This is a genomic window from Kitasatospora sp. NPDC088346 (assembly GCF_044740765.1).
In the GTDB taxonomy this organism is placed as follows: Bacteria; Actinomycetota; Actinomycetes; order Streptomycetales; family Streptomycetaceae; genus Kitasatospora.
In genome coordinates this window covers 34,103-54,827 of the sequence record NZ_JBIURH010000002.1, presented here as the reverse complement: position 1 = coordinate 54,827, position 20,725 = coordinate 34,103, and the positions used below count along the sequence as shown (strand labels likewise).

General features: G+C 75.1%; 16 protein-coding genes and 1 tRNA gene. 8 read left to right on the top strand and 9 right to left on the bottom strand.

Going from position 1 to position 20,725, the window contains the following annotated elements; genetic code table 11:
- Positions 1–73: 73 nt before the first annotated feature.
- From ACIOFR_RS03940 to ACIOFR_RS03930, 3 genes are all read left to right on the top strand, one after another.
- Complete coding sequence (locus ACIOFR_RS03940) at positions 74–1,507, top strand: DUF2252 domain-containing protein (RefSeq protein ID WP_400992203.1); 1,434 nt, start codon at positions 74–76, stop codon at positions 1,505–1,507.
- A 152-nt stretch (positions 1,508–1,659) separates the two neighbouring features.
- Positions 1,660–3,000 carry a chloride channel protein gene (locus ACIOFR_RS03935; RefSeq protein WP_400992201.1) on the top strand — a complete coding sequence of 447 codons (1,341 nt, stop codon included), beginning with the start codon at positions 1,660–1,662 and terminating at the stop codon, positions 2,998–3,000.
- A gap of 10 nt (positions 3,001–3,010) precedes the next feature.
- Positions 3,011–3,949 (top strand): aldose 1-epimerase family protein, encoded by a 939-nt coding sequence (locus tag ACIOFR_RS03930; RefSeq protein ID WP_400992199.1) that lies wholly within the window; start codon positions 3,011–3,013, stop codon positions 3,947–3,949.
- Positions 3,950–3,991: 42 nt separating this feature from the next.
- Here the strand turns inward: ACIOFR_RS03930 and ACIOFR_RS03925 are convergent, their stop codons facing one another.
- From ACIOFR_RS03925 to ACIOFR_RS03900, 6 genes are all read right to left on the bottom strand, one after another.
- Positions 3,992–4,435: a hypothetical protein gene (locus ACIOFR_RS03925; protein ID WP_400992198.1), complete on the bottom strand. Its 444-nt coding sequence runs from the start codon at positions 4,433–4,435 to the stop codon at positions 3,992–3,994.
- Positions 4,436–4,606: 171 nt separating this feature from the next.
- The gene (locus ACIOFR_RS03920) at positions 4,607–4,921 is read right to left on the bottom strand and encodes a hypothetical protein (RefSeq protein ID WP_400992196.1); all 315 of its coding nucleotides are present in this window, start codon (positions 4,919–4,921) and stop codon (positions 4,607–4,609) included.
- Positions 4,918–7,476: an Hsp70 family protein gene (locus ACIOFR_RS03915; protein WP_400992194.1), complete on the bottom strand. Its 2,559-nt coding sequence runs from the start codon at positions 7,474–7,476 to the stop codon at positions 4,918–4,920. The genes ACIOFR_RS03920 and ACIOFR_RS03915 overlap by 4 nt, the downstream gene beginning before the upstream one ends.
- A gap of 16 nt (positions 7,477–7,492) precedes the next feature.
- Complete coding sequence (locus ACIOFR_RS03910) at positions 7,493–8,185, bottom strand: nucleotide exchange factor GrpE (protein WP_400992192.1); 693 nt, start codon at positions 8,183–8,185, stop codon at positions 7,493–7,495.
- 5 nt (positions 8,186–8,190) lie between these two features.
- Complete coding sequence (locus ACIOFR_RS03905; protein WP_400992190.1) at positions 8,191–8,616, bottom strand: hypothetical protein; 426 nt, start codon at positions 8,614–8,616, stop codon at positions 8,191–8,193.
- Positions 8,617–8,688: 72 nt separating this feature from the next.
- Positions 8,689–12,903 carry a hypothetical protein gene (locus ACIOFR_RS03900; RefSeq protein ID WP_400992189.1) on the bottom strand — a complete coding sequence of 1,405 codons (4,215 nt, stop codon included), beginning with the start codon at positions 12,901–12,903 and terminating at the stop codon, positions 8,689–8,691.
- Between the two features lie 188 nt (positions 12,904–13,091).
- Here ACIOFR_RS03900 and ACIOFR_RS03895 point away from each other — a divergent pair, with 188 nt between their 5' ends.
- Complete coding sequence (locus ACIOFR_RS03895; RefSeq protein WP_400992188.1) at positions 13,092–14,885, top strand: hypothetical protein; 1,794 nt, start codon at positions 13,092–13,094, stop codon at positions 14,883–14,885.
- 192 nt (positions 14,886–15,077) lie between these two features.
- Here ACIOFR_RS03895 and ACIOFR_RS03890 read toward each other — a convergent pair.
- Positions 15,078–15,165: transfer RNA gene (locus ACIOFR_RS03890), tRNA-Leu, on the bottom strand.
- Positions 15,166–15,407: 242 nt separating this feature from the next.
- Here ACIOFR_RS03890 and ACIOFR_RS03885 point away from each other — a divergent pair.
- The 3 genes from ACIOFR_RS03885 (at position 15,408) to ACIOFR_RS03875 (ending at position 18,392) form a co-directional block, all read left to right on the top strand.
- Positions 15,408–16,745 (top strand): M20/M25/M40 family metallo-hydrolase, encoded by a 1,338-nt coding sequence (locus ACIOFR_RS03885; RefSeq protein ID WP_400992187.1) that lies wholly within the window; start codon positions 15,408–15,410, stop codon positions 16,743–16,745.
- A 273-nt stretch (positions 16,746–17,018) separates the two neighbouring features.
- On the top strand, positions 17,019–17,261 hold the full coding sequence (locus ACIOFR_RS03880; protein WP_400992186.1) for a chaplin: 243 nt from the start codon (positions 17,019–17,021) through the stop codon (positions 17,259–17,261).
- A 336-nt stretch (positions 17,262–17,597) separates the two neighbouring features.
- The gene (locus ACIOFR_RS03875) at positions 17,598–18,392 is read left to right on the top strand and encodes a chaplin (RefSeq protein ID WP_400992185.1); all 795 of its coding nucleotides are present in this window, start codon (positions 17,598–17,600) and stop codon (positions 18,390–18,392) included.
- A 142-nt stretch (positions 18,393–18,534) separates the two neighbouring features.
- On the opposite strand, the gene ACIOFR_RS03870 is transcribed toward ACIOFR_RS03875, so the two are convergent.
- The gene (locus ACIOFR_RS03870) at positions 18,535–18,732 is read right to left on the bottom strand and encodes a DUF5703 family protein (RefSeq protein ID WP_033817856.1); all 198 of its coding nucleotides are present in this window, start codon (positions 18,730–18,732) and stop codon (positions 18,535–18,537) included.
- Between the two features lie 353 nt (positions 18,733–19,085).
- On the opposite strand from ACIOFR_RS03870, the gene ACIOFR_RS03865 reads away from it, so the two are divergent.
- A complete protein-coding gene (locus ACIOFR_RS03865; protein ID WP_400992184.1) occupies positions 19,086–19,703 on the top strand; it encodes a hypothetical protein in 618 nt (205 codons plus the stop codon).
- Positions 19,704–19,805: 102 nt separating this feature from the next.
- On the opposite strand, the gene ACIOFR_RS03860 is transcribed toward ACIOFR_RS03865, so the two are convergent.
- Positions 19,806–20,684 (bottom strand): MBL fold metallo-hydrolase, encoded by an 879-nt coding sequence (locus tag ACIOFR_RS03860; RefSeq protein ID WP_400992183.1) that lies wholly within the window; start codon positions 20,682–20,684, stop codon positions 19,806–19,808.
- Between the last annotated feature and the right edge of the window lie 41 nt (positions 20,685–20,725).

Below are 20,725 nucleotides of genomic sequence, written 5' to 3'. Positions count from 1 at the left end.
CACTGGAGACCGGGGCCGGGAACAGGTCCGGCCGCCGGTCGCCCGGCGGCCGTCACGAGCCAGGAGGGCCCGCATGCCGAAGAAGCAGACCACGGCGGCCGGCGGCGGCGCGTACCGCACGCCCCAGGAGCGGGCCGACCGTGGCAAGGAAGCCCGCCGTCACGTCCCGCGTTCGAGCCACGCCGAGTACGCGCCGACCAAGAAGCGGCCGGATCCGGTGGACCTGCTGGAGGCCCAGTCCGCGGCCCGGGTGCCCGAACTGGTCCCGGTCCGCTACGGCCGGATGATCGAGTCCCCGTTCCGGTTCTACCGCGGTGCCGCCGCGATCATGGCCAGCGACCTGGCCGATACCCCGAGGTCCGGGATCAGGACCCAACTGTGCGGCGACGCCCACCTGTTGAACTTCCGGATGCTGGCCTCGCCGGAACGGCACCTGCTGTTCGACCTCAACGACTTCGACGAGACCCTGCCCGGCCCCTGGGAGTGGGACGTCAAACGGCTCGCCACCAGCATGGTCATCGCGAGCCGCGCCAACGGCTGGGACGACGCGGAACGGTCCGCCATCGTGCTGGCCACCGTCCGCTCGTACCGCGAGACCATGCGGCAGTTCGCGGGGATGCGGACGCTGGACGTCTGGTACGCCCAGGCCGACGTGGAGCTCGTCCAGCAGCTGGCCGAGGGCCGGCTGGAGAAGCGCGGGCGCAAGAAGCTGGCCCAGGCCGCCGCCAAGGCCCGCGGCCGGGACAGCCTCCAGGCCTTCGACAAGCTCACCGAGACCGTCGGCGGCCGGCCCAGGATCGCCGCCGACCCACCGCTGCTCGTCCCGCTCACCGACCTGCTCCCGGACGTCGAACGCAAGGCGCTGATGGAGCAGTTCGGCGAGCTCGTCGACCGCTACGGCAGGACCCTGGCCGCCGACCGCCGGCACCTGCTCGGCCAGTTCCAGCTGGTGGACATCGCCCGCAAGGTGGTCGGCGTCGGCAGCGTCGGCACCCGCTGCTGGATCTTCCTGCTGCTCGGCCGGGACAACCGGGACCCGCTGTTCCTCCAGGCCAAGGAGGCCGACACCTCGGTGCTGGCCCCCTTCGCCGGCGCCAGCGAGTACCGCAACCAGGGCGAGCGCGCGGTCTCCGGCCAGCGGCTGATGCAGGCCGCCAGCGACATCTTCCTCGGCTGGGAGCGGGTGGACGGCCTGGACGGCCGCCGGCGCGACTTCTACATCCGCCAGCTGCGCGACTGGAAGGGCATCGCCGAGCCCGAACTGATGCTGCCGCAGGGGCTGGAGGCGTTCGGCCAGCTCTGCGGCGCCATCCTGGCCCGCGCCCACGCCCGGGCCGGCGACCGGATCGCCATCGCCTCCTACCTGGGCGGCGGCGACAGCTTCGACCGGGCCGTGGCCACCTTCGCCGAGCTCTACGCCGACCAGAACGAACGCGACCACCAGGCCCTGGTCGACGCCGTCCGCACCAGTCGGGTCGCCGCCCAGCAGGTTACCCCCGCCTCCTGACGCCGGCGTTGGGCCGGGGGGATGACAGTCGCACCGCCCCCGGGCCGCGGCGGTCGGCCCTCCCCGGGGTGCCGGCCGCCGCGTGGTAAACCGGCAGGGACGCCCGGGGAGGGCGGACCCCGAGCACGTCCGGCGCTGAGGAGACGGTGATCATGTCGGACCGGCCCGCCGGATCACCCGCGACGGCCCCGGCGGACCCGTTCGCGCTCGTGCGCACCCGCAGCTACCTCGGCCTGCTGGCGATGGCCGCGGTGCTCGGCGTCCCGATCTCGGCCATGGCGTTCGGCTTCCTCGCGCTGGTCTCCGAACTCCAGTCGCTGACCTACACCGACCTGCCCAGAGCCCTCGGCTTCGACGGCACGCCCGACTGGTGGCCCGTCCCGCTGCTCGCCCTCTCCGGCCTGCTGGTCGCGCTGACCATCCGCCACCTGCCCGGCATCGGCGGCCACAAGCCGGCCGCCGGACTGAACACCTCGGGCGCGCCCACCGCCGCCGAGCTGCCCGGCGTCCTGATCGCCGCCCTGGCCACCCTCGCGCTCGGCGCCGTCCTCGGCCCCGAGGCGCCGCTGATCGCCCTGGGCGGCGGGGTGGCGGTGGCCGCCGTCCGCCTGGTCAGGCGCGACCTCCCCCGGGACGCGGCCGCCGTGGTGGGGTCCTCCGGGAGCTTCGCCGCCGTCAGCACCCTGCTCGGCTCGCCGCTGCTCGGGGCGTTCCTGCTGATGGAGGCCTCCGGACTCGGCGGGGCGACGCTCGGCATGGTCCTGGTGCCGGGGCTGCTCGCGGCCGGGATCGGTTCGCTGATCTTCATCGGGCTGGGCTCCTGGACCGGCCTCGGCACGTACTCGCTCACCCTCCAGGGCGTCCCGCACGCCTCCGCGCCCGACATCGCCGGCTTCGGCTGGGCCCTGGTCATCGGGCTGGCCTCCGGCGTCGTGGGCGTGGGGATCCGCCGGGCCGCGCTGTTCCTGCAACCCCGGGTGGAACGGCGGATGGTCCCCGCCACCGTGCTGGCCGGCATCGCGGTCGGCCTGTTCGCCCTCGCCTACGCCGAGCTCAGCGGGAAGTCCGCCTCCGAGATCCTCTACTCCGGCCAGAACGCGCTGAGCCCACTGCTCGACGACCGGGCCCAGTACACCGCGGGCGGGCTGGTCCTGCTCGTGCTCTGCAAGTCCCTGGCGTACAGCGTCTCGCTCAGCTGCTTCCGCGGCGGGCCGGTCTTCCCGTCGATGTTCGTGGGCGCCGCGGGCGGGCTCGCGCTCTCCCACCTCCCCGGGCTGCCGACCGCGGCCGCCTTCGCGATGGGCATCGGCGCGATGTGCGTGGCCCTGCTCGAACTCCCCATGACGGCCGTGCTGCTGGCCACCCTGCTGCTCGGCGCCGACGGCCTCACCGTGATGCCCCTGGTGATCGTCGCCGTGGTGGTGTCGTACGTGGTGTCGCTGCGCCTGGCCCCCCGCCCGACGGCCGCCCCGGCCGCCCGACCCGCTCCGTAGGAGGTCCGCCATGTCCGCCGTCCGGCCCGAGGGCCCCACCGGACAGCAGCTGACGCTGCACCACGACGAGCAGACCGCCACCGTGGTCGAGCTCGGCGCCGCGCTGCGCGAGTACACCGCCGCCGGGCGGCCCGTCCTGGACGGCTTCGCCGCCGACCGGCCGATCACCGGCGGCCGCGGGCAGCTGCTGGTGCCCTGGCCCAACCGGATCGGCGGCGGCCGCTACCGCTGGCGGCGGCAGGAGCTGCAACTGCCGCTCACCGAGCCCGAGCGCCGCAACGCCATCCACGGCCTGCTCCGCTGGACGTCCTGGCAGGTGCTGGAGCGCGACCCGCACCGGGTCCTGCTCGCCGCCACCGTCTGGCCGCAGCCCGGCTACCCCTTCCACCTCGACGTCCGCGCCGAGTACCTGCTGACGGACGGCGGCCTGGAGGTCGCCGTCACCGCCCACAACCTCGGCGAGCACGCCGCACCCTACGGCGTCGGCCAGCACCCCTACCTGACGGTCGGCACCGACCTGGTCGACGAGGCCGTGCTCGGCCTCCCGGCCGGGAGCCGACTGCCGACCGACCCGCAGGGCATGCCCACCGGCACCGAGCCGGTGGCCGGCACGCCGTACGACTTCCGCACCCCGCGCCCGATCGGCGCCCAGCGGCTGGACACCGCCTTCACCGACCTGGAGCGGGACGCGGACGGACTGGCCGTGGTGAGCCTCGCCCACCCGTCCGGCTCGCACGGGGTCGACCTGACGCTCGGCGAGGGCGCCGAGTACGTCCAGGTGTACACCGGCGACACCCTCCCCGAGGCGGCCCGCCGCCGGGGCGTCGCGGTCGAACCGATGAGCTGCCCGCCGGACGCCTTCCGCAGCGGCACCGCCCTGGTGGAGCTCGCCCCCGGCGCCCGGCACACCCTGCGCTGGGGGCTGCGGCCGTGGCGCGCCGGGGGCTGACCCTCGGACCTTCTCCCGGAACTCGGACCTTCTCCGGGAACTTCAGACCTTCTCTCGGAACGCGCCCGCGCACAGCGCCCAGATGATGAAGATGTCCATCGCTATCACGATGACGGCCCAGAACGGGTAGTACGGCAGCCACAGGAAGTTGGCTAGCGCCGACAGGCCCGCGAGCACCACGCCGACCGTCCTGGCCCAGACCGCCCCGCTGAACAGCGCGAACCCGGCCAGCACGATGACGATGCCCAGGATCAGGTGCACCCATCCCCACCCGGTCACGCTGAACTGGAACGCGTAGTTCCTGGTGGAGACGATCAGGTCGTCCTTCGCGATGGCCGCGATCCCCTGCGCGATCGCCATCGCCCCGCCGAAGATCATCAGTACCGCGGCGAGCACCGTCCAGCCGGACCGGAACGGGTGCCCCGAACTCGCGGTGGCGGTGCCGGCCGTACCGGCGGCCCTCGGATCGTTGACGTTACCGGCCATCTCGGCCTCCTCGACTGGCGAAACCGCCGCGCCGGACGATGCCGACCCGCAGCGGCCTTTTCGTCCAGTTTTCCACGACCCGGCGGACTCGGCCCCCCGGCGCGGCCCGCCACCGTGCGGAGCCGGAGCCGGAGCCGGAGCCGCACGCGCGGTCCGGCCCCGGCTCCCGCCTCAGATCCGCAGCACCCCGGCCGCCGCGCCGGCGCCCTCCCCGGTACCCGCCCGCGCGGACAGCTCCGCCAGCAGCGCCCGCGCCGGACGCAGCTCCGGCTCCGCCGCCACCGCACGCCGCAGCAGCACCAGCGCCGACGCGCCGTCACCGGCCCGGGCCAGGGCGAGCGCCTCGTTGTAGTCGATCCGCCCGGCGTACCGCAGCCGCACCAGCGCCGCCAGGTCCTCCCGGCAGGACGGGCAGCGCAGGCTCTCCTGGTCCGCCGGCACCGCGCACTGCGGGCACGGCACCTCGATCGGGGCCACCTGGCTCATCGGGGACCGGCCTCCTCCGGGCGGACCGGGCCGACCTGCTCCGGCAGCGGGTCGTCGCCGAGCTCGCGTTGCGCCTCCGCGTACAGCAGCAGCAGCGCGGAGTTGTGCCGGTTGGCGGCCTCCATGTTGGCCGACTCCACCGCCCGGTCCAGGCCGCGCAGTTCGGCGATGATCCGCTGCGCCAGCGCGGGGGAGACCAGGCTCTGGTTGACGTACACGTTGCACATCGTCAGCATCCGGAAGGTGTGCCCGAGCGAGTCGCACAGCTCGTCCGCGTGGGCCGCCGCGGCCATCGCGCCCTCCCAGTCCGCCGCCTCGCGGCGCAGCCGGAGCTCGGCCGCCACCGCGCGCAGCCGGCTCAGGTCGCTCGGGTCGAGGTGCTTCTCGCAGTAGTGCAGGAACAGGCTCAGGTACGCCTCGGAGCCGCGCACCCAGCGCTGCGCCTTCAGCTGGAACTGGGCCCGCTCCAGGGCCGCGTCCACCGACTGCCCCTTGGTCTGGCCGGCGGCCATGTCGTCCAGGGTGTCCATCAGCTGCTGCGCCTCGCGCAACTCGGCCTCGGTGAGCTCGGCGCCCCAGCGGTCGGTGAAGCTCTCGATCTGCCGCTGCTGGTCCTCCACCTGCACCTTGAGCTCCGGGTCGAGGGTGACCCGCTCCAGCTTGACGGTCTTCTCGTCGCCGCCCTGGATCCGGACCGACAGGGTGATGGTGCGGTCCCGGTCGAGGCCGAACGAGACGTCCACCGGGGTGCGGCCGCCGAGGCCCGCCGGCAGCCGTAGGGTGAGGTGGCCGATCAGCTCGTTCAGCTGGGCGATCTCGTGCTCGCCCTCGTAGACCGCCACCTCCAGCCGCTGGCGCCCGCTGCCGGAGACCACGAACTCCCGGCTGACCGGTGCGGAGGTCGGATAACTGGTGTTCTTGGGGATGATGACGGCCAGCCGGCCGTCGTTGAGCTCGATGCCCAGGTTCTTCGGGGTGATGTCGAACGGGTTGGTGACCTGCATCAGCTCGCCGCAGGAGGCGCAGACCTCGGTGCCCGGCGGGTTGACCACCCCGCAGCCGGCGCAGCGCAGACCGATGTCCTCGGCGGCGCTGGAGACGGCCGCGGGCGGTGCGCCGCGGCCGTCCAGGGCCTGGCCGCAGAGCTCGCAGGCGGTGGCGCCGGCCGCGGCCGGGGTGCCGCAGCGGGGGCAGCCGAGGGTCTGCGCGGCGGGGGCGGCCTGGGCGGTGGCGACCGGCGACGCCCCGGCGGCCTCCAGCACGTGCTCGCACTTGGGACAGGCGTCCGCGGCCGGGTCCACCGGCAGGTGGCAGCCGGGGCAGGAGATCCGCGGGCCGCCCAGCAGGGAGGCGGCGCAGTTCGAGCAGGCCGAGGCGGCGAGGTCGCCCGGTGCCCGGCACTCCGGACACTCCACCTCGGACACCAGCGCGGACTGCACGGCGGCGCCCAGCGCCACGCACTGCATCGGGTTGACACCGCGCCGGATCCGCTTGGGGCCGAAGACCTCGCCCAACCGCCGTGCCACCAGCGGGATCGAGGTGGAACCGCCGACCAGCAGCACCTCGTCGATGTCCCCGACGGTGAGGTTGGCCTGCATGATGGCCTTGTGGGTGAGCTCGATGGTGCGTTCGATCCGGGCCTCGATCAGCTCCTCGAAGCGCGGCCGCTCGAACACCGTCTCCAGCACCAGCTGGCCCGCGCCGAGCCCGGCCAGCACCACGTCCGAGGCCTCCTGGTTGGACAGCTCGATCTTGACGACCTCGGCGGCCGAGGCGATCCGCGGCCGGTCGCGGCGGTCGGGCTGGTAGTCCGAGCCGTACTCCTCGCGGATGTCCTCCAGCAGCGCGGTGGTGATCGCGCGGTCGAAGTCGTCGCCGCCCAGCAGGTTGTCGCCCTCGATGCCGAGCACCGAGACCGATCCGGGCACCAGCAGCAGGATCGAGATGTCGAAGGTGCCGCCGCCGAGGTCGTAGACCAGGACCGTCCGGCCCTCGTCCCCGGCCTCGTTGGTCATCCCGTACGCGAGGGCGGCCGCGGTGGGCTCGTTGATCACCCGCAGCACGTGTAGGCCCGCCATCCGGCCGGCCTCCTGGGTGGCGGCCACCTGGCGTTCGCCGAAGTACGCGGGGACGGTGATGACGGCCCGCTGGAAGGGCTCGCCGAAGCGCTGCTCGGCGTCCTCCTTCAGCCGGTGCAGGATGATCGCGGAGATCTCGACCGGGGTGTAGGAGCGCCCGTCGAACCAGACGTTGACGTCGCCGTCGGTGCCCGCGGTGACCTTGTAGTCCAACTCGTCCAGGGCGGCCTGCACCTGGGGGTCGCGGAACCGGCGGCCGACGAAGCGCTTCACCGAGCGGATCACGTTCTCGCCGTCGAGCGCCAGCCGGCCCCGCGCCGTCGAGCCGACCAGCAGCTCGCCGCGCCGGCCGCGGCCGACGACCGAGGGCGTGGCCTCCTGGTTCTGCCGGTTGAAGATGATCTCCGGTTCGCCCCGGCGGAGGTGTGCCACGACGGAGTTGGTGGTGCCCAGATCGATGCCGAGTGTGCGGTACATGTCTTCCCCTCTGTTCCTAACGCTTCCGTCGCCTGCGCCGGCCGTGCCAGGCCGTGCCCTTGCGGGGGTCGCCGGCGGCCGTCCTCGGGGCCGGGTCCGGGGCCGGAGCCGGAGCCGGTGTCTCCGGCTGTGCCGGTGCCGGCGGTGGGTCGGCGGGCCCGGCTGCCGTCGGGTCGGGCGCCGTCGGGTCGGGCGCCGTCGGATCGGGCGGCGCCGCGTCCTCGGGTGGTGCCGCGTCCTCGGGCGGCGCGGTGGCGACCACCACCTGGGCCCGGCGCAGCACCTCGTCGTTCCAGAAGAAGCCGGTCACCACGGTCTGCACGACCGTCTCCGGCTCCAGACCGGGCCGCACCTCGCCGCCCACGATCTCGGACAGCGCCGGGTCCGCCGCCAGTCCCTCCAGCCGCATCGGCCGCACCCCGGCCTTGGCCAGCTTGCCCAGCAGCCGGCGGCGGGTGGCCTCGATCCCCGCGCCCCGGCCGAGCAGGACCAGTTCCGGGTCCAGGCCGAGCGCGGCCAGCGCGTCGTCCACCTCGACCAGCAGCCCGAGCAGGTCCCGCTGGGCGGCGGCTGCCGACCGCGCCTCCTCGCCCCGCAGCCGCTGGAGCAGTGAGGCTCGGAAGAGCAACTGGCTGAAGGCCTGGGCCAGATCGACCTCCAGGGCCCGCTCCGGCACCTCCAGCGGTTCGGCCGTCTCCAGTGCGGTCATGGCGCTCACTCCGGTATCTCGATCGGCGGCAGCACGGACAGGTCGACGGCGAAGCGCTCCGGGACGGGCGGCTCCGGGTCCGCCCCCGCCGGCGCCGGGTCGGCGAAGTCCGCTGCCAGCTCCGCCCGGTGCAGCACCAGGAACTGTTCGGCGGAGGGCGGTCCGGGCGGTTCGACCACCAGCAGCGGTTCGGCCAGGGCCGGGGCCAGCAGCTCGGCGACCCCCTCCACCGGGTCCGGCGGCAGCTGCTGCTGGACGTCCAACTCCAGCCGCCGGTCCGGGTTGCGCAGCAGCGCCGCGGCCTCCTGGATCTGCTGGCGGCTGTGGCGGCCCGCCCGCATGGCCGGGCCCACGGCGAGGTTGATCTCGCGCACCCCGGCCGTGAGCGGGATGCCCAGGACCTCGTACGGCGACGGTTCGTGCAGCGGCACGACGGCGGTCTCCTTGCTCCGGACGGCGTCCGGTCGGGCGGTGCGGTGCGGTGTGTACGGGGAGGGGTGCGGTCAGCGCAGGCTGTTGATCCGGCGCTGGAGCGCCCGCAGCTCCCGGTCGTTCGGGCTGTACTCGACGGCCTTGGCGATCAGCACCCGCGCCTGCCGGAACTGGCGGGTGTTCGCGTGGCCCACGGCCTGCGAACTCAGCACGATGCCCAGCTCGTTGCGGATCGCCGCGGTGTCCTCCGCGCTCTCGCACATCGCCAGCGCCTGCTCCAGCAGCGAGAGGGCGTCGGCGTAGCGGCGGGCGTTGTAGTCCTTCGCCGCCTCGCTGCGCCAGACGCTGACCATCACCCGGCGCAGCTCGGAGGAGTCGTCGTAGGTCTGGGCCTGCCGGAGCATCGCCGAGCGTTCCGCGAACGGGCGGTCCTGGAGGTCGTCGAGCACGTGGTTGGCCAGCAGCACGGAGACCCGGCGCGGCGCCTCCCGGGCGGTGTCGCCGGTCCACTCGGGGTCGGCCCTCAGTGCCGCGGTCATCCGCTCGACCGCCGCGGCACGGTCGTCGGCCAGCGCGGCGGCGCGCGCCAGCAGGCGCATCGCGTAGGCGAGCCCGAGCCGGTGCTCCGGGTCGGCGTCGAGGTCGACGAGCTCCTGCCACAGGGCCGCGGCCTCCCGGAGGTCCTTCTCCGAACCGGGCTTGGTCAGCTCGTTGGCGCGGTTGCCCAGGGCGGCCTGGAGGAAGTGCCGGGCCGTCGGGTCGGTGGGGGCCAGCTTGAGCGCCTTGCGCAGCAGGACCAGCGCGCTGGAGTAGTCCGTGCTCTCGTTGTTGATCTTCCGGGCGAGCTGGGCGTACGCCGCCCCGAGGTTGCTGCGGACCTCGGCGTGGTCGGGCGCCACGGCCAGCGCCCTCTCCAGCAGCTCCACCGCGCCCGACTGGTCGTCGTCGCTCTCCTTGAGCAGCGCACGGGCGGCCCGCAGCCCGGAGTCGGCCGCGAGCTCGGCCAGTTCGGCCGGGACCTCCCCGCCCGGCAGGGCCCGCAGGCGGTCCAGGACGGCCAGTGCCTCGCGCCAGTCCTGGTGCCGGTGGTGCTCCCTGGCCTGGCTGGTCAGGGCCTCCCGCAGCAGGGTGTGCCAGGCCTCGTCGCGCTCGGCCTCCGGTACCGCGTCCAGCGCGGCGACCGCCGCCGCGTGGCGGCCCTGGAGCAGCAGGTAGCGGTGCGGGCCGAGTGCGTCGAACAGGCCGAGCGCCTCGGTCAGCGGGTGCACGCCGAACGGTCCGGGCCGGCGCCACGGACGGACGGCGTAGTCGAAGTCGCCCGCCCAGGCGACCAGCGGGCCCGCGTGCGACACACCGCGCGACTCCTCGTGCAGCAGCCGGCCGAGCGCCGGACCGAGGACGAGCCGGCGGCCTGCGCCGCCGTCCCGGGCGACGTGCAGCTCCTGCTGGGCGAAGGCCTCGGCGCTGCGGGTCTCCATCCCGAGCCGGACGGTCCAGGCGTCCACGTCGTCCCCGCTGAGCCCGCGCGCCTGGTCCAGCTCGCGCAGGTCCCCGCGGAGCCGGTCGGTGAGCGCGGTGCGGGCGGCGGCGATCCGCGGCGCCTCGATCGGGCGCCCGGTGACGCTCGCCGTCCGGTCCCACAGGTCCGGCAGGTGCAGGGCGGACACCAGGCAGCCGATCGCCCACGGCCAGTACCGCGCGGCGTCCTCGCCGCCCGAAGGGCCCGCCGCCTCGCAGGCGACGGCCAGACGGTAGCTGACCAGGCCGAGCGAGTGCAGCAGCCGGGGGTGGCCCGGGTCCGCGAGCAGCAGCGCGTGGTAGCCGTCCCAGGCCTCCCGGTGCCGGCCCTCACCGGCGTGGTGCAGCGCCTCGTGCTCGGCCAGCGTGCCGAGTGCGCGGCCGGCGTGCGGGTCCTCCGGCGTCAGTCCCACGGCCTCGCGCAGGTCGGCGACGGCCCGTCCGGCGTCCTGCGCGTCCAGGGCGGCCGCCGCGCGGCGGACCAGGACGGCGCTGCGGGCCCGGGGGGCCGCGGTGGGCATCAGGGCCAGCGCGGCGTCCAGCTCGCCTGCCTCGGCCCGCAGCAGCGCCAGGTCCCGCCGGACCGGCACGGCGGCGGCGCCGTCGCCGAGGACCTCGGCCCACGCGGTGAGGATCCGTTCGGCCTCGGGGACCAGCCCGGCCCGCCGGGCGCAGCCCAGGACGGCCCGCAGGGCGGGCCCGGCGCAGCCGGCGCAGCGGGCGGAGGCGGCGGAAGCGGGCCGGTACAGGTGCGCGGCGCAGCCCTCGCGCCCGCAGCCGGCGCAGGCGTCCACGGCCGGCTCGGTGCAGTCGGCGGCCCCGGCGCCGCAGCGCGCGCCGCCCGGGGCGGCCGGCCCGGTGCCGGGCGCGTCGAGGAAGCTCCGGTGCCACTCCAGTGCCGCCGGCCAGTTCCCGGCCCGCTCGGCGAGCAGGGCCCGGAGCCGGGAGAGCGCCGGGTCGCCCGCCGGATCCGGTTCCACCGGCGCGAGCAGGGTCACCGTCTGCACCGCGCGGCCGGTCAGCAGGGCACCGGCCGCCAGGTGGTAGCGGTCCCGCGGGCCGTCGGCCTGGTCCAGCAGCCCGGCCTGGCCCTCGGCCGAGCCCGCGGCGAGGGCGATCGCGGCCCGCAGCCGCCGCTCCCGGACGGGCGGGGCGGCGGGGCCGGCACCGGTGGGCGGCGCGTCGGTCGGCTCGGTGTCGGCCGGCTCGGCGCCGGTCGGCGGTGCGGCGAGCGAGCCGGCCAGCGCGAGCGCCTCGGCGGCCGCGGCCCGGGCGTCCGGGAGGTCGCGGGCGGTGAGCAGCAGGTGCGCGGCCTCGCGCAGGGCGGCCTCGCGCAGCGCCAGGCGGTAGCCCGGTACGTCCGGCGCGTCGGCGACGGCCTGCTGCCACAGCGCGCGGGCCGCCGCCGGGTCGGCCGCCAGCCGGAGCCGGGCCAGCCGGTCGCGCACCAGGGCCAGCCGGCCCGTCAGATCCGCGTCGCGCAACGGCTCCCAGCGCTCCAGCGCGCCCGCCGGGTCGTCCGCGCGGGCCAGCGCCAGGCCGTGGTGGAAGGCGGCGCCGCGCTCCCAGTGCGAGCCAGTCCCGGCCTCCGCGCGCAGCAGCGGCTCCGCCTCGGCCGGCCGTCCGGCCGCCAGCAGCGCCGCACCGAGCCTGACCCGCGCCGGGCGCCACTGCGGCAGCCCGTCCAACCCGGCCCGGTACTGCTCCGCGGCCTCGGCCGGCCGCCCGGCGCGCTCGTGCAGCAGCGCCAGGCCCAGCCGGGCGGGCGCGTACGAGGGGCTGGCCGCCAGGGCGGCGGTGAACCGGTCGGCGGCCTCGTCGTCCGCGTGGTGCAGCAGGGCGAGCCGCCCGAGTGCGTACCGCGGGCGGGGATCCGCCGGGGCCTCGTCGGCCGCCGCCCGGAAGTCGGCCGCCGCCCCCGCGACGTCCAGCAGGAACTGCCGGGCCAGGCCCCGGAAGAGCAGCGACTCCGCCCGCAGCGCCGCGCCCCGCGCCCACGGGGACGCCTCGCCGGGGCCGCGCCGCAGCGCCTCGCCGAAGGCCTCCACCGCCTGGGCGTGCCGGCCCGGCGTGCTGAGCAGCGCGCCCAGGCGGAACCACAGCTCGCTGCCGCCGGCGGGCGCCGCGGTGGCCAGCAACGCCTCGGCCTCGGCCGCCCGCCCGCCCTCGCGCAGCAGCGCCACGCGGGCCAGGACCGGCCAGTCCCGCTCCGGCAGCGCGGCGCGGGCCGCCACCGTCACGTGCTCCCGCCGGTCGGTGGCGCCCTCCCGGCACAGCCGCTGCAGCCAGGCCAGCGAACGGGAGGCCGACTCGGCCTCGACGCCGGGCTCCGCGCCCGCAGCCGTCGCCCGCAGGAAGGCCAGAACCGGGGCGAGGTCGCCGTCCGGGGCCTGCATCCGCTCCTCGGCGAGCTGCCGCAGCACCCACCGGGGCAGCTGCCGGGCCGGCTCGGCCAGCAGGGGGAAGGCCTCGCGGTAGTGCGGGAGCGCGCCGGCCGCGTCGCCCAGGGCGGCGGTCGCCGCGGCCTGGCCGAGCAGGGCGAGACCGCGGTGCGGCCGCAGGGGCGGGGGCGCGACCGCCAGCCGGTCGACCAGCGCGGCGTAGCGGCGGCGGGCCTGCTCCTGCTGCCCGGCCGAGGCCTTGGCCGCCGCGGCGGTCAACGCCTTGGCCACCGAGTCGGGTTCCAGCGCCCGCCCGCGCCGGACCAGCGCGAACCCGCCCCAACCGGCCAGTGCCGCCAGCACAAGAAGCACCGCGAGCAGCGCCATGCCCGTCCCCCTGCAGTTCCGGATCCGCCGGCGCCGCTCAACCATGATGATGATCAAGGAGATTGACGCCTCGTCATGATGTTCCCCGAGTAGGGTCAGGATAGGGCTTCGGGGGGCGCCGGGTCGGAAAAGCGCACTATCCTGGGGCCGCGGAACGCTGGGGCCGGGTCGTGTCAGTCGGGGGTGGAGTGTCCGAGTCGCGTTGGGTGCCCGGGCTGCGGTTCGGGCCGGAGTTCGACCCCGAGCAGTACGAACTGCTGGAGTTCCACCACCGCGGCGGCGAGGCCGAGGTGTGGCGGGCCGTCCGCACCGGTCACAGCGGCCTCAAGGAGCTGGTCGCCGCGAAGATCATGCTGGAGCGCGACCCGTCCGAGGTCCGCCGCTGGCTCGGCCGCTGGGACGACGTCTCGCACAACGCCCACCGCCTCGGCATCACCGACCTGGTGGTGCCCTCCTTCCTGCTCGGGCCCTCGCCGCACCGGCCGGGCAGCCCACCCGGCAGCGGACTCCTCGGCTACCAGATCTCCCCCTGGGTCGAGGGCGTGCCGCTGCACACCTGGGCCCGGGCCAACCGCGGCGGGCTCCCGGCCGCCGCCGACGTGCTCGTCCGGCTCTGCCGCATCGTCGACGACCTGCACCGCAAACGCTGGGTCCACCGCGACATCTCCCCGGCCAACGTGCTGGTGGACGCCGACGGCCGGGTCAAACTGATCGACCTGACCTTCCTCGCCCCGCTCGACCACACCCTCACGGTCGCCGTCTTCACCCCCGGCCACGTACCCCCCGAGGCGGAACAGGTCGGCGGCTTCCCGGCCGTCGCCAAGGACCTCTTCGCCGTCGGCACCCTCGCCCGCGGCCTGCTGCTCCCCGAACACGGACGCCTCGACCACCGGTCCGCCGCCGACCAGGCCCGGCGCGAACTGTCGGCGGCCGGATTCGGCGAGGAACTGGCGCAGTGGGCCTGCGAACCGCTGCACCACGACCCGGCCCGGCGGCCCGCACCGCTCGGCCCCTGGGCGGCCCGCGGACGCGAACTGCTGCGCACCCAACGGGCCCTGCCGCGCACCTCCTGCCTGACCGTGCTCCCCGACACCGCCGGCCGGCCCCTGGTGGTCTCCGGCGGCGCGGCCGGAGTGGCCTTCGCCGGCCCCGGCCGCGCCGCGCACGAACTCCCCTCCGGCCGGGGGCCGGACGCCGTCGCCGACCTGGTGGCCGGCCGGGCCGGACGGCGGGCCGAACTCGCGGTGTTCGCCGAGGACCGCGCCGGCACCCTCTGGGTCGGCAACGCGGCCGGCTGGTGGGAGGCGGCCCGCGGGGTCAGTGGCGTGGCCGGAGCCGTGAACGGCTCGGGCGAGCTCGTCGTCTGGACGGCCCGGGCCGGTGCGCTGCACTCCTTCCGCTGGGCCCCGGGAGTCACCCTCACCGGCCAGGAACTGCCCCGCTGCCCCGCCGAACGGGTGCTCGCGGCCGTCGAGGAACGGGCCGGGAGCTGGTCGGTGCTGGTGGAACAGCGCGGACGGCTGCTGTGCTGGCGGGTGGGTGCCCAGGACCACCCCGAGCAACTGGGTGCCCCCGGCGCCGTCCGGGGCGCGGCGCTGGCCCGGTCCTCGGCCGGACCCCAGGCCGCGGTCCTGCGGCCGGACGGCTCCGTCCAGCTCCACCGGCTCACCGAGGCGCCCGCCGCCCCCAGCGAGATCGGCGAGGCCGAGTCCTTCCTCGGCGTGGCCATGGCCGGCCACCGCGGCGGCCCCACCATCGCCCTCGCCGGCGCGGGCGGCGTCCGCGTCCGCCTCCCCGCCGCCAACGGCGCCCGCCACCCCCGCTGGTGGCGTCCCACCCTCCGCCCCGCCACCCGGGTCGCCCTCTCCCTCGGCGAGGACTGGCGCCTGTCCCTCGCCGCGGTGGTCGAGGACGAACTGCAGTGCTGGCAGGAGGACGCGGCCTACCGCTGGCAGCCCGTCGCCCTCGACCAGGACCGCTGACGGCCGCCCGGCCCGTGACACGGGCCCGAGGCCCGGTGCGGCAGCCCGCCCACGGCCACCGGTGGACCGGCAGGGGGCAGGCGGTGGTGGGCCCCGGTCGGCCGTCGGTCGCGCCGTGGCCGGAAACGCGGTAGCCCGGAGACGATGTAGCCCGGAAACGCAGAAGACCCCAGATCAACTGGGGTCTCAAGCTGGTGTCCGAGGGGGGACTTGAACCCCCACGCCCGATAAAGGGCACTAGCACCTCAAGCTAGCGCGTCTGCCATTCCGCCACCCGGACTAGGTGTCGTCCGCGCCGCTCTCCGCCGCGCTGACTCCGTAACTGTAGCAAAGATCGGCTGGCTGACCCAAAACCGTCCCCGGGGCCGGCGCCGGCGGCCGGGGCTGCGGATATTCGCTCTTGGGCGGGGGCGTCCGGCGGGGGAGGATGGCGGGATGGGTGCCCGTGCCCGGCTGGGCCGGGGTGGTGTGCTGGCCGCGCCGCACGGGCCACGGAGACGTCGGCAGAGACGAGGAGTGACCGTGAGCGAGTCGAGGGCGGAGCGGGCGGGTGCCGCGCGGGTGACGGCGGAGTCGGAGGTCGCCGAGATCTGCCGTGACCTGATCCGGATCGACACCAGCAACTACGGGGACGGGTCGGGCCCGGGGGAGCGCAAGGCGGCCGAGTACGTCGCGGAGCAGCTGGCCGAGTTCGGCCTGGAGCCGACGATCATCGAGTCGGCGAAGGGGCGGGCCTCCACCGTGGTCCGGATCGAGGGGGAGGACCGCTCGCGCCCCGGCCTGCTGATCCACGGGCACACGGACGTCGTCCCGGCCGACGCGGCGGACTGGACCTACGACCCGTTCGGCGGCGAGATCGCCGACGGCTGCGTCTGGGGCCGCGGCGCGGTCGACATGAAGGACATGGACGCGATGACCCTGGCGGTCGTCCGCGACCGGCTGCGGACCGGCCGCAAGCCCCCGCGCGACCTGGTGCTCGCCTTCGTCGCGGACGAGGAGGCCGGCGGCACGTACGGCGCCCGCTACCTGGTGGACAAGCACCCGGACCTCTTCGAGGGCGTGACGGAGGGCATCGGCGAGGTCGGCGGCTTCTCGTTCACGGTCAACGACGACGTCCGGCTCTACCTGATCGAGACGGCCGAGAAGGGCATGCACTGGATGCGGCTCACGGTCGAGGGCCGGGCCGGGCACGGGTCGATGGAGAACGACGACAACGCCATCACCGAGCTGTGCGAGGCGGTGGCCCGGCTCGGCCGGCACACGTTCCCGCTGCGGATCACGAAGACCGTGAAGGCCTTCCTGGACGAGCTCTCGGACGCCCTCGGCGTGCCGCTCGACCCGAACAACATGGACGAGACGCTGCGGGTGCTCGGCGGCATCGCCAAGATGATCGGCACCACGCTGCGCAACACCGCCCAGCCGACCATGCTCGGTGCCGGCTACAAGGTGAACGTCATCCCCGGCCAGGCCAGCGCGCACGTCGACGGCCGTTTCCTGCCCGGCTACGAGGAGGAGTTCCTGGCCGAGCTGGACAGCGTGCTCGGCCCGCGGGTGAAGCGCGAGACCCTGCACTCGGACCGGGCGATCGAGACCGGCTTCGACGGCGCCCTGGTGGACGCCATGCAGCTGGCGCTGCGCGCCGAGGACCCGATCGCCCGGGCGGTGCCGTACTGCCTCTCCGGGGGGACGGACGCCAAGTCCTTCCAGGACCTCGGGATCCGCTGCTTCGGCTTCGCGCCGCTGAAGCTCCCGCCGGAGCTGGACTTCGCGGGCATGTTCCACGGCGTGGACGAGCGGGTGCCGGTGGACGGCCTGAAGTTCGGCGTGCGGGTGCTGGACCGGTTCCTCGACGCCTGCTGAGGCCCGGTGCGGCGGCGCGCGGCGGCGCCGTTCGGACGACGGCCCGTTCCGGGATGTCCCGGGGCGGGCCGTCCGCATTGTCTGAGCGGATGATTAGGGACAGTCCGACACGCGGGTGAAGAAACGATACGTCTTGGAATTCAGGGTCGTTTAAATGTTCGGCCTATCACCTCTGGGAGTGAACGGGTGATCCCCTCCGTACCCCGTTTGCCACACCCTCGTTCACCCATATGCAGTCCGGGGAACGGGCTGCGGAATCGACCAGGAGGAACCATGAAGGTCAAGAAGATCGCCGCCGTCGCCGCTGCCACCGGTGGCCTGGTGCTCGCCGGCGCGGGCATCGCGTCGGCCCACGGCGGGGCCACCGCCCAGGGTGCCGCGGTGGGCTCCCCGGGCGTGCTGTCGGGCAACCTGATTCAGGTCCCGGTGCACGTGCCGGTCAACGTCTGCGGCAACACCATCAGCGTGATCGGCCTGCTGAACCCCGCGTTCGGCAACGGCTGCCAGAACGTCTGAGCCGGCGAAGGCCCGTTCGGGCCCGCCCGGCCCGGGCAGGGCTCGACGGGGCCCGACGGCGACCGGGTGGCGGCCCCCTCGGGGGCCGAGGAGGGCCCGGTCGCGGCCCGCGGGTGACGATCGGTTGACCGAGGCGCCTCTGAGCGGTGGATCCGCCGCTCAGAGGCGCATCCGCGTGTCCGGGCGACGTCAACTCGGCGCGCTGCTATCACGCTCACTCGATCGGATGAATTGCGGCCTTCCGGCTCAACCTTCACCGGTCTCCGTCGTTGTAGAGGGGTACCGGCGATGTTATTCGTCGGGAATTCCGACAAGTACAGAAGTCAGGGGAGTCAATTGCGACAGGTCGCTAAGAAGGGCCTCCTCACTGCCGTGGCCACCGGCAGCGTGCTGGCCTCGACGGCGGGCTACGCCTACGCCGCCGGCAGCGAGGCCCAGGGCGGGGCGGCGAACTCGCCGGGCGTCGCCTCGGGGAACTCCGTTCAGGTCCCCGTGGACATCCCGGTCAACGCCTGCGGCAACACGGTGGACGTCGTCGGCCTGCTGAACCCGGCCTTCGGCAACCAGTGCGGCAACGCCACGCACAGCCGCAGCGCCCACCAGCCGACCCGGGCGGGCGGCGCCTCGGCGAGCGGGACGACCGCCAACTCGCCCGGCGTCGGTTCCGGCAACGCGGTCCAGGCACCGATCCACGTCCCCGTGGACGCCTGCGGGAACTCGGTCAACGTGGTCGGCATCGGCAACCCGGCGTTCGGCAACGACTGCGCCAACCACAGTCACCCGGCGCCGGTCCACCCCACGCCGTCCACGCCCCCGGCCGACGAGGACTGCCCGGACACCCCCGGGCAGCACAGCCCGCCGCCCACCCATGCCCCGCCCACGCAGACGCCGCCGACCCAGACCCCGCCGACCGGCACCACCCCGCCCGCCGGCACGGACCGCACCGGCGTCCCCGGCGGGAACCAGAACGGCCCCGGCACCACCCCGGTGGTCGACACCACCGCCCAGGCCGCCCCCCAGCACCAGCTGGCCTCCACCGGCGCGGCCGGCGTGGAACTGCTCGCCGGCACCGGCGCCCTGCTGCTGATCGGCGGCGGAGTGCTCTACCGCAGGGCCCGCGCCGCGGCCTGACGCCGCCGGGCGGCACACCCGCCGACCGGGCGCCCGTGGCCGTGGGGGCACGGTGACGGGCGCACCGCGCGCCACCCTGCCCGGGCCACCCTGCCCGGGCCGCGCGGCGGTGGCGTGCGGCGGTGGCGTGCGCCCGCCGCCGTCACCAGCTGCTGCGCACCTGTCGGATGATCCTCCGCCGCAGCAGGACCGTCCGGCTGCCGTCCGGGAACAGCCGCAGGCGGTCCAGCTCCCAGTGGCCGTACTCGGCGTGCTCGGTCAGCAGCTGGCGGGCCGCGTTGCGGGTCGTGCCCCGCGGCAGCCGAAGGGACTGGTACTCGTACTCCGGCTGCCGGGTCAGCTTGGGTGGCGTCAAGTCTCTCCTCCTGCGTTTCGGCTGTCGGCAAGCCTAGGGCCTGCCGGGGACATCCGGACCGGGCCGAGGGGCCGGGCCGGCCGGACCCGCAGTCCCTCCCGCCTGCCGGGTTGCCCGCCGAGCCTGCCCCGGCCCGCGCTGATCGTCCATCAGTTTTCGGATGTGGACGAGATACCCAGCGATCGGCCGCCGACGCCCGGAATCACCCGTTCCGCTGGAGTCGCGGTCCGGCACGAAACCACCCGGATCGGACATCGAGGGGTAACTTGCCGGGATTTAACGGCTGTAGGTGACAACCGCTGTGCGTGTCGCCGCCGGGTGGGGATAGCGTCTGCACCATGTCTGATGCCGCGCAGCTCACCGTCACAGAGGTACGCGCCGCCGCCGAGGCGGTCAAGGTCGCAATCGATCGCCACCTGGAAGCAGTTTCGAGTGCCACCGAGGCCGGCGAACCCGCTGTGGTCACTGCCTACGAGGAGCTCGCCGCGGCCGCCATCGCCTACGACCAGCTCCTCTACGAAGCCTACGACGAGGTCACGCCCTTCGAGGTCCCCGGTGACGAGGCGGGCGGCGCCTACCGCGGCCCCGACCAGCCGGAGGCGATCAGCGTGCTGATCCGCCGCGACTACCTGGTCGCCGACCCGTCCCGGCTGCGGGCCCAGGCCGAGCGGGTGGACAGCTCGCTGACCCCCGGCGGCGGCTCCGGCGACGGCGTGACGGCCGCGATCGGCGTGCTGTTCGGCGAGTTCGAGCCGGACGAGATCGCCGCCCGGGCGGAGGAGTTCGGGCTGGAGGAGGGCGACTCCACGCTCTGGGTCTCCGCGGCGGAGCCGAGTGACCCCGGCGAGTGGCTGCCCGAGCCGTTCGAGGCGCTGGACCCGGAGCTGCTGATCTGCCGCTTCGACGTCAGCGAGGTCTACGACGACGAGCTGGAGGGCTTCGAGCAGGAGCACTGAGCGGCCGGAGCGGGCGGGCCGGAGCGGAGCCGGGCCGCGGGCCCGGCTCCGGGTGGGGACGCGGGACCACGCGTCCCCACCCGGGCCACCGGCCGCAGGTGCTCAGGCGTCCCGGCAGAGGACGAAGTCCGGGAAGGCGTGCCGGCCGGTCCGCTCCCCGACCTCGTCGATCGCCCGGCGGATGTCCCGCAGCTGGGCGACGGACATCTCCAGCGGCGGCTCGTCCGGCTGGTAGACGGTGCGGATCGGGTAGTCCACACCCGGTTCGGTGGTCATCTCGATGTGGCAGCCGAGCACGTGGGTGACCGGGCGGGTGCCGGCGAAGTCGATCAGCCGGTCGACGGTCCGGCGGAAGGCCGGCCAGTCCGACACGTACAGCCGCCCGGGGTAGACCGTGTCGCCGGTGAGCAGGAAGCCGGTGTGCGGGTCGTAGTACGTCACGGCCGCCGGATGGTGCCCGGGCGTGGCGAGGCACTCCAGGACGCGGCCCCCCAGGTCCACCCGGGCCACCCGGTCCGGGTCCTCGGCGAAGCCGAAGTACGGCCAGGCCTCGTCCAGTCCGGCCGGGACCACGACGGTGTCGGGCCGGTCCGCGAACTGCCCGTCGCCCGCCACGTGGTCGCCGTGCGCATGGCTGTGCAGGACCAGCAGCGGGTAGTGCGCCCGCGGGTACGCGACCAACCGGCGTTCGACCAGCTCGTCGACGACCCGGCGCAGCGGGAAGAGCTCGGCGGACGCCGTGGCGCCGGTGTCGATCAGGACGGCCCGGTCGTCGCCGAACAGCAGGTAGAGGAACGGCGCCTCGTAGTCGATCGCCATGTTCTGGCGCAGGATGACGGTGTGCTCGTCGTGGACGTGCACCTGGATGTCCGGATCGGTGTTGTGCTTCGCCGACGGCGATCCGTGGATCCAGTCGACGCCCAGCGGGCGCGGCTCGGGAACGCCCGAGCCGAACTCCGCCTGCCGTGTGTCCGTGTTCATGCCGGCTCCCGCCCCCGCTGTGTCCGTACTCCCGACCCGGA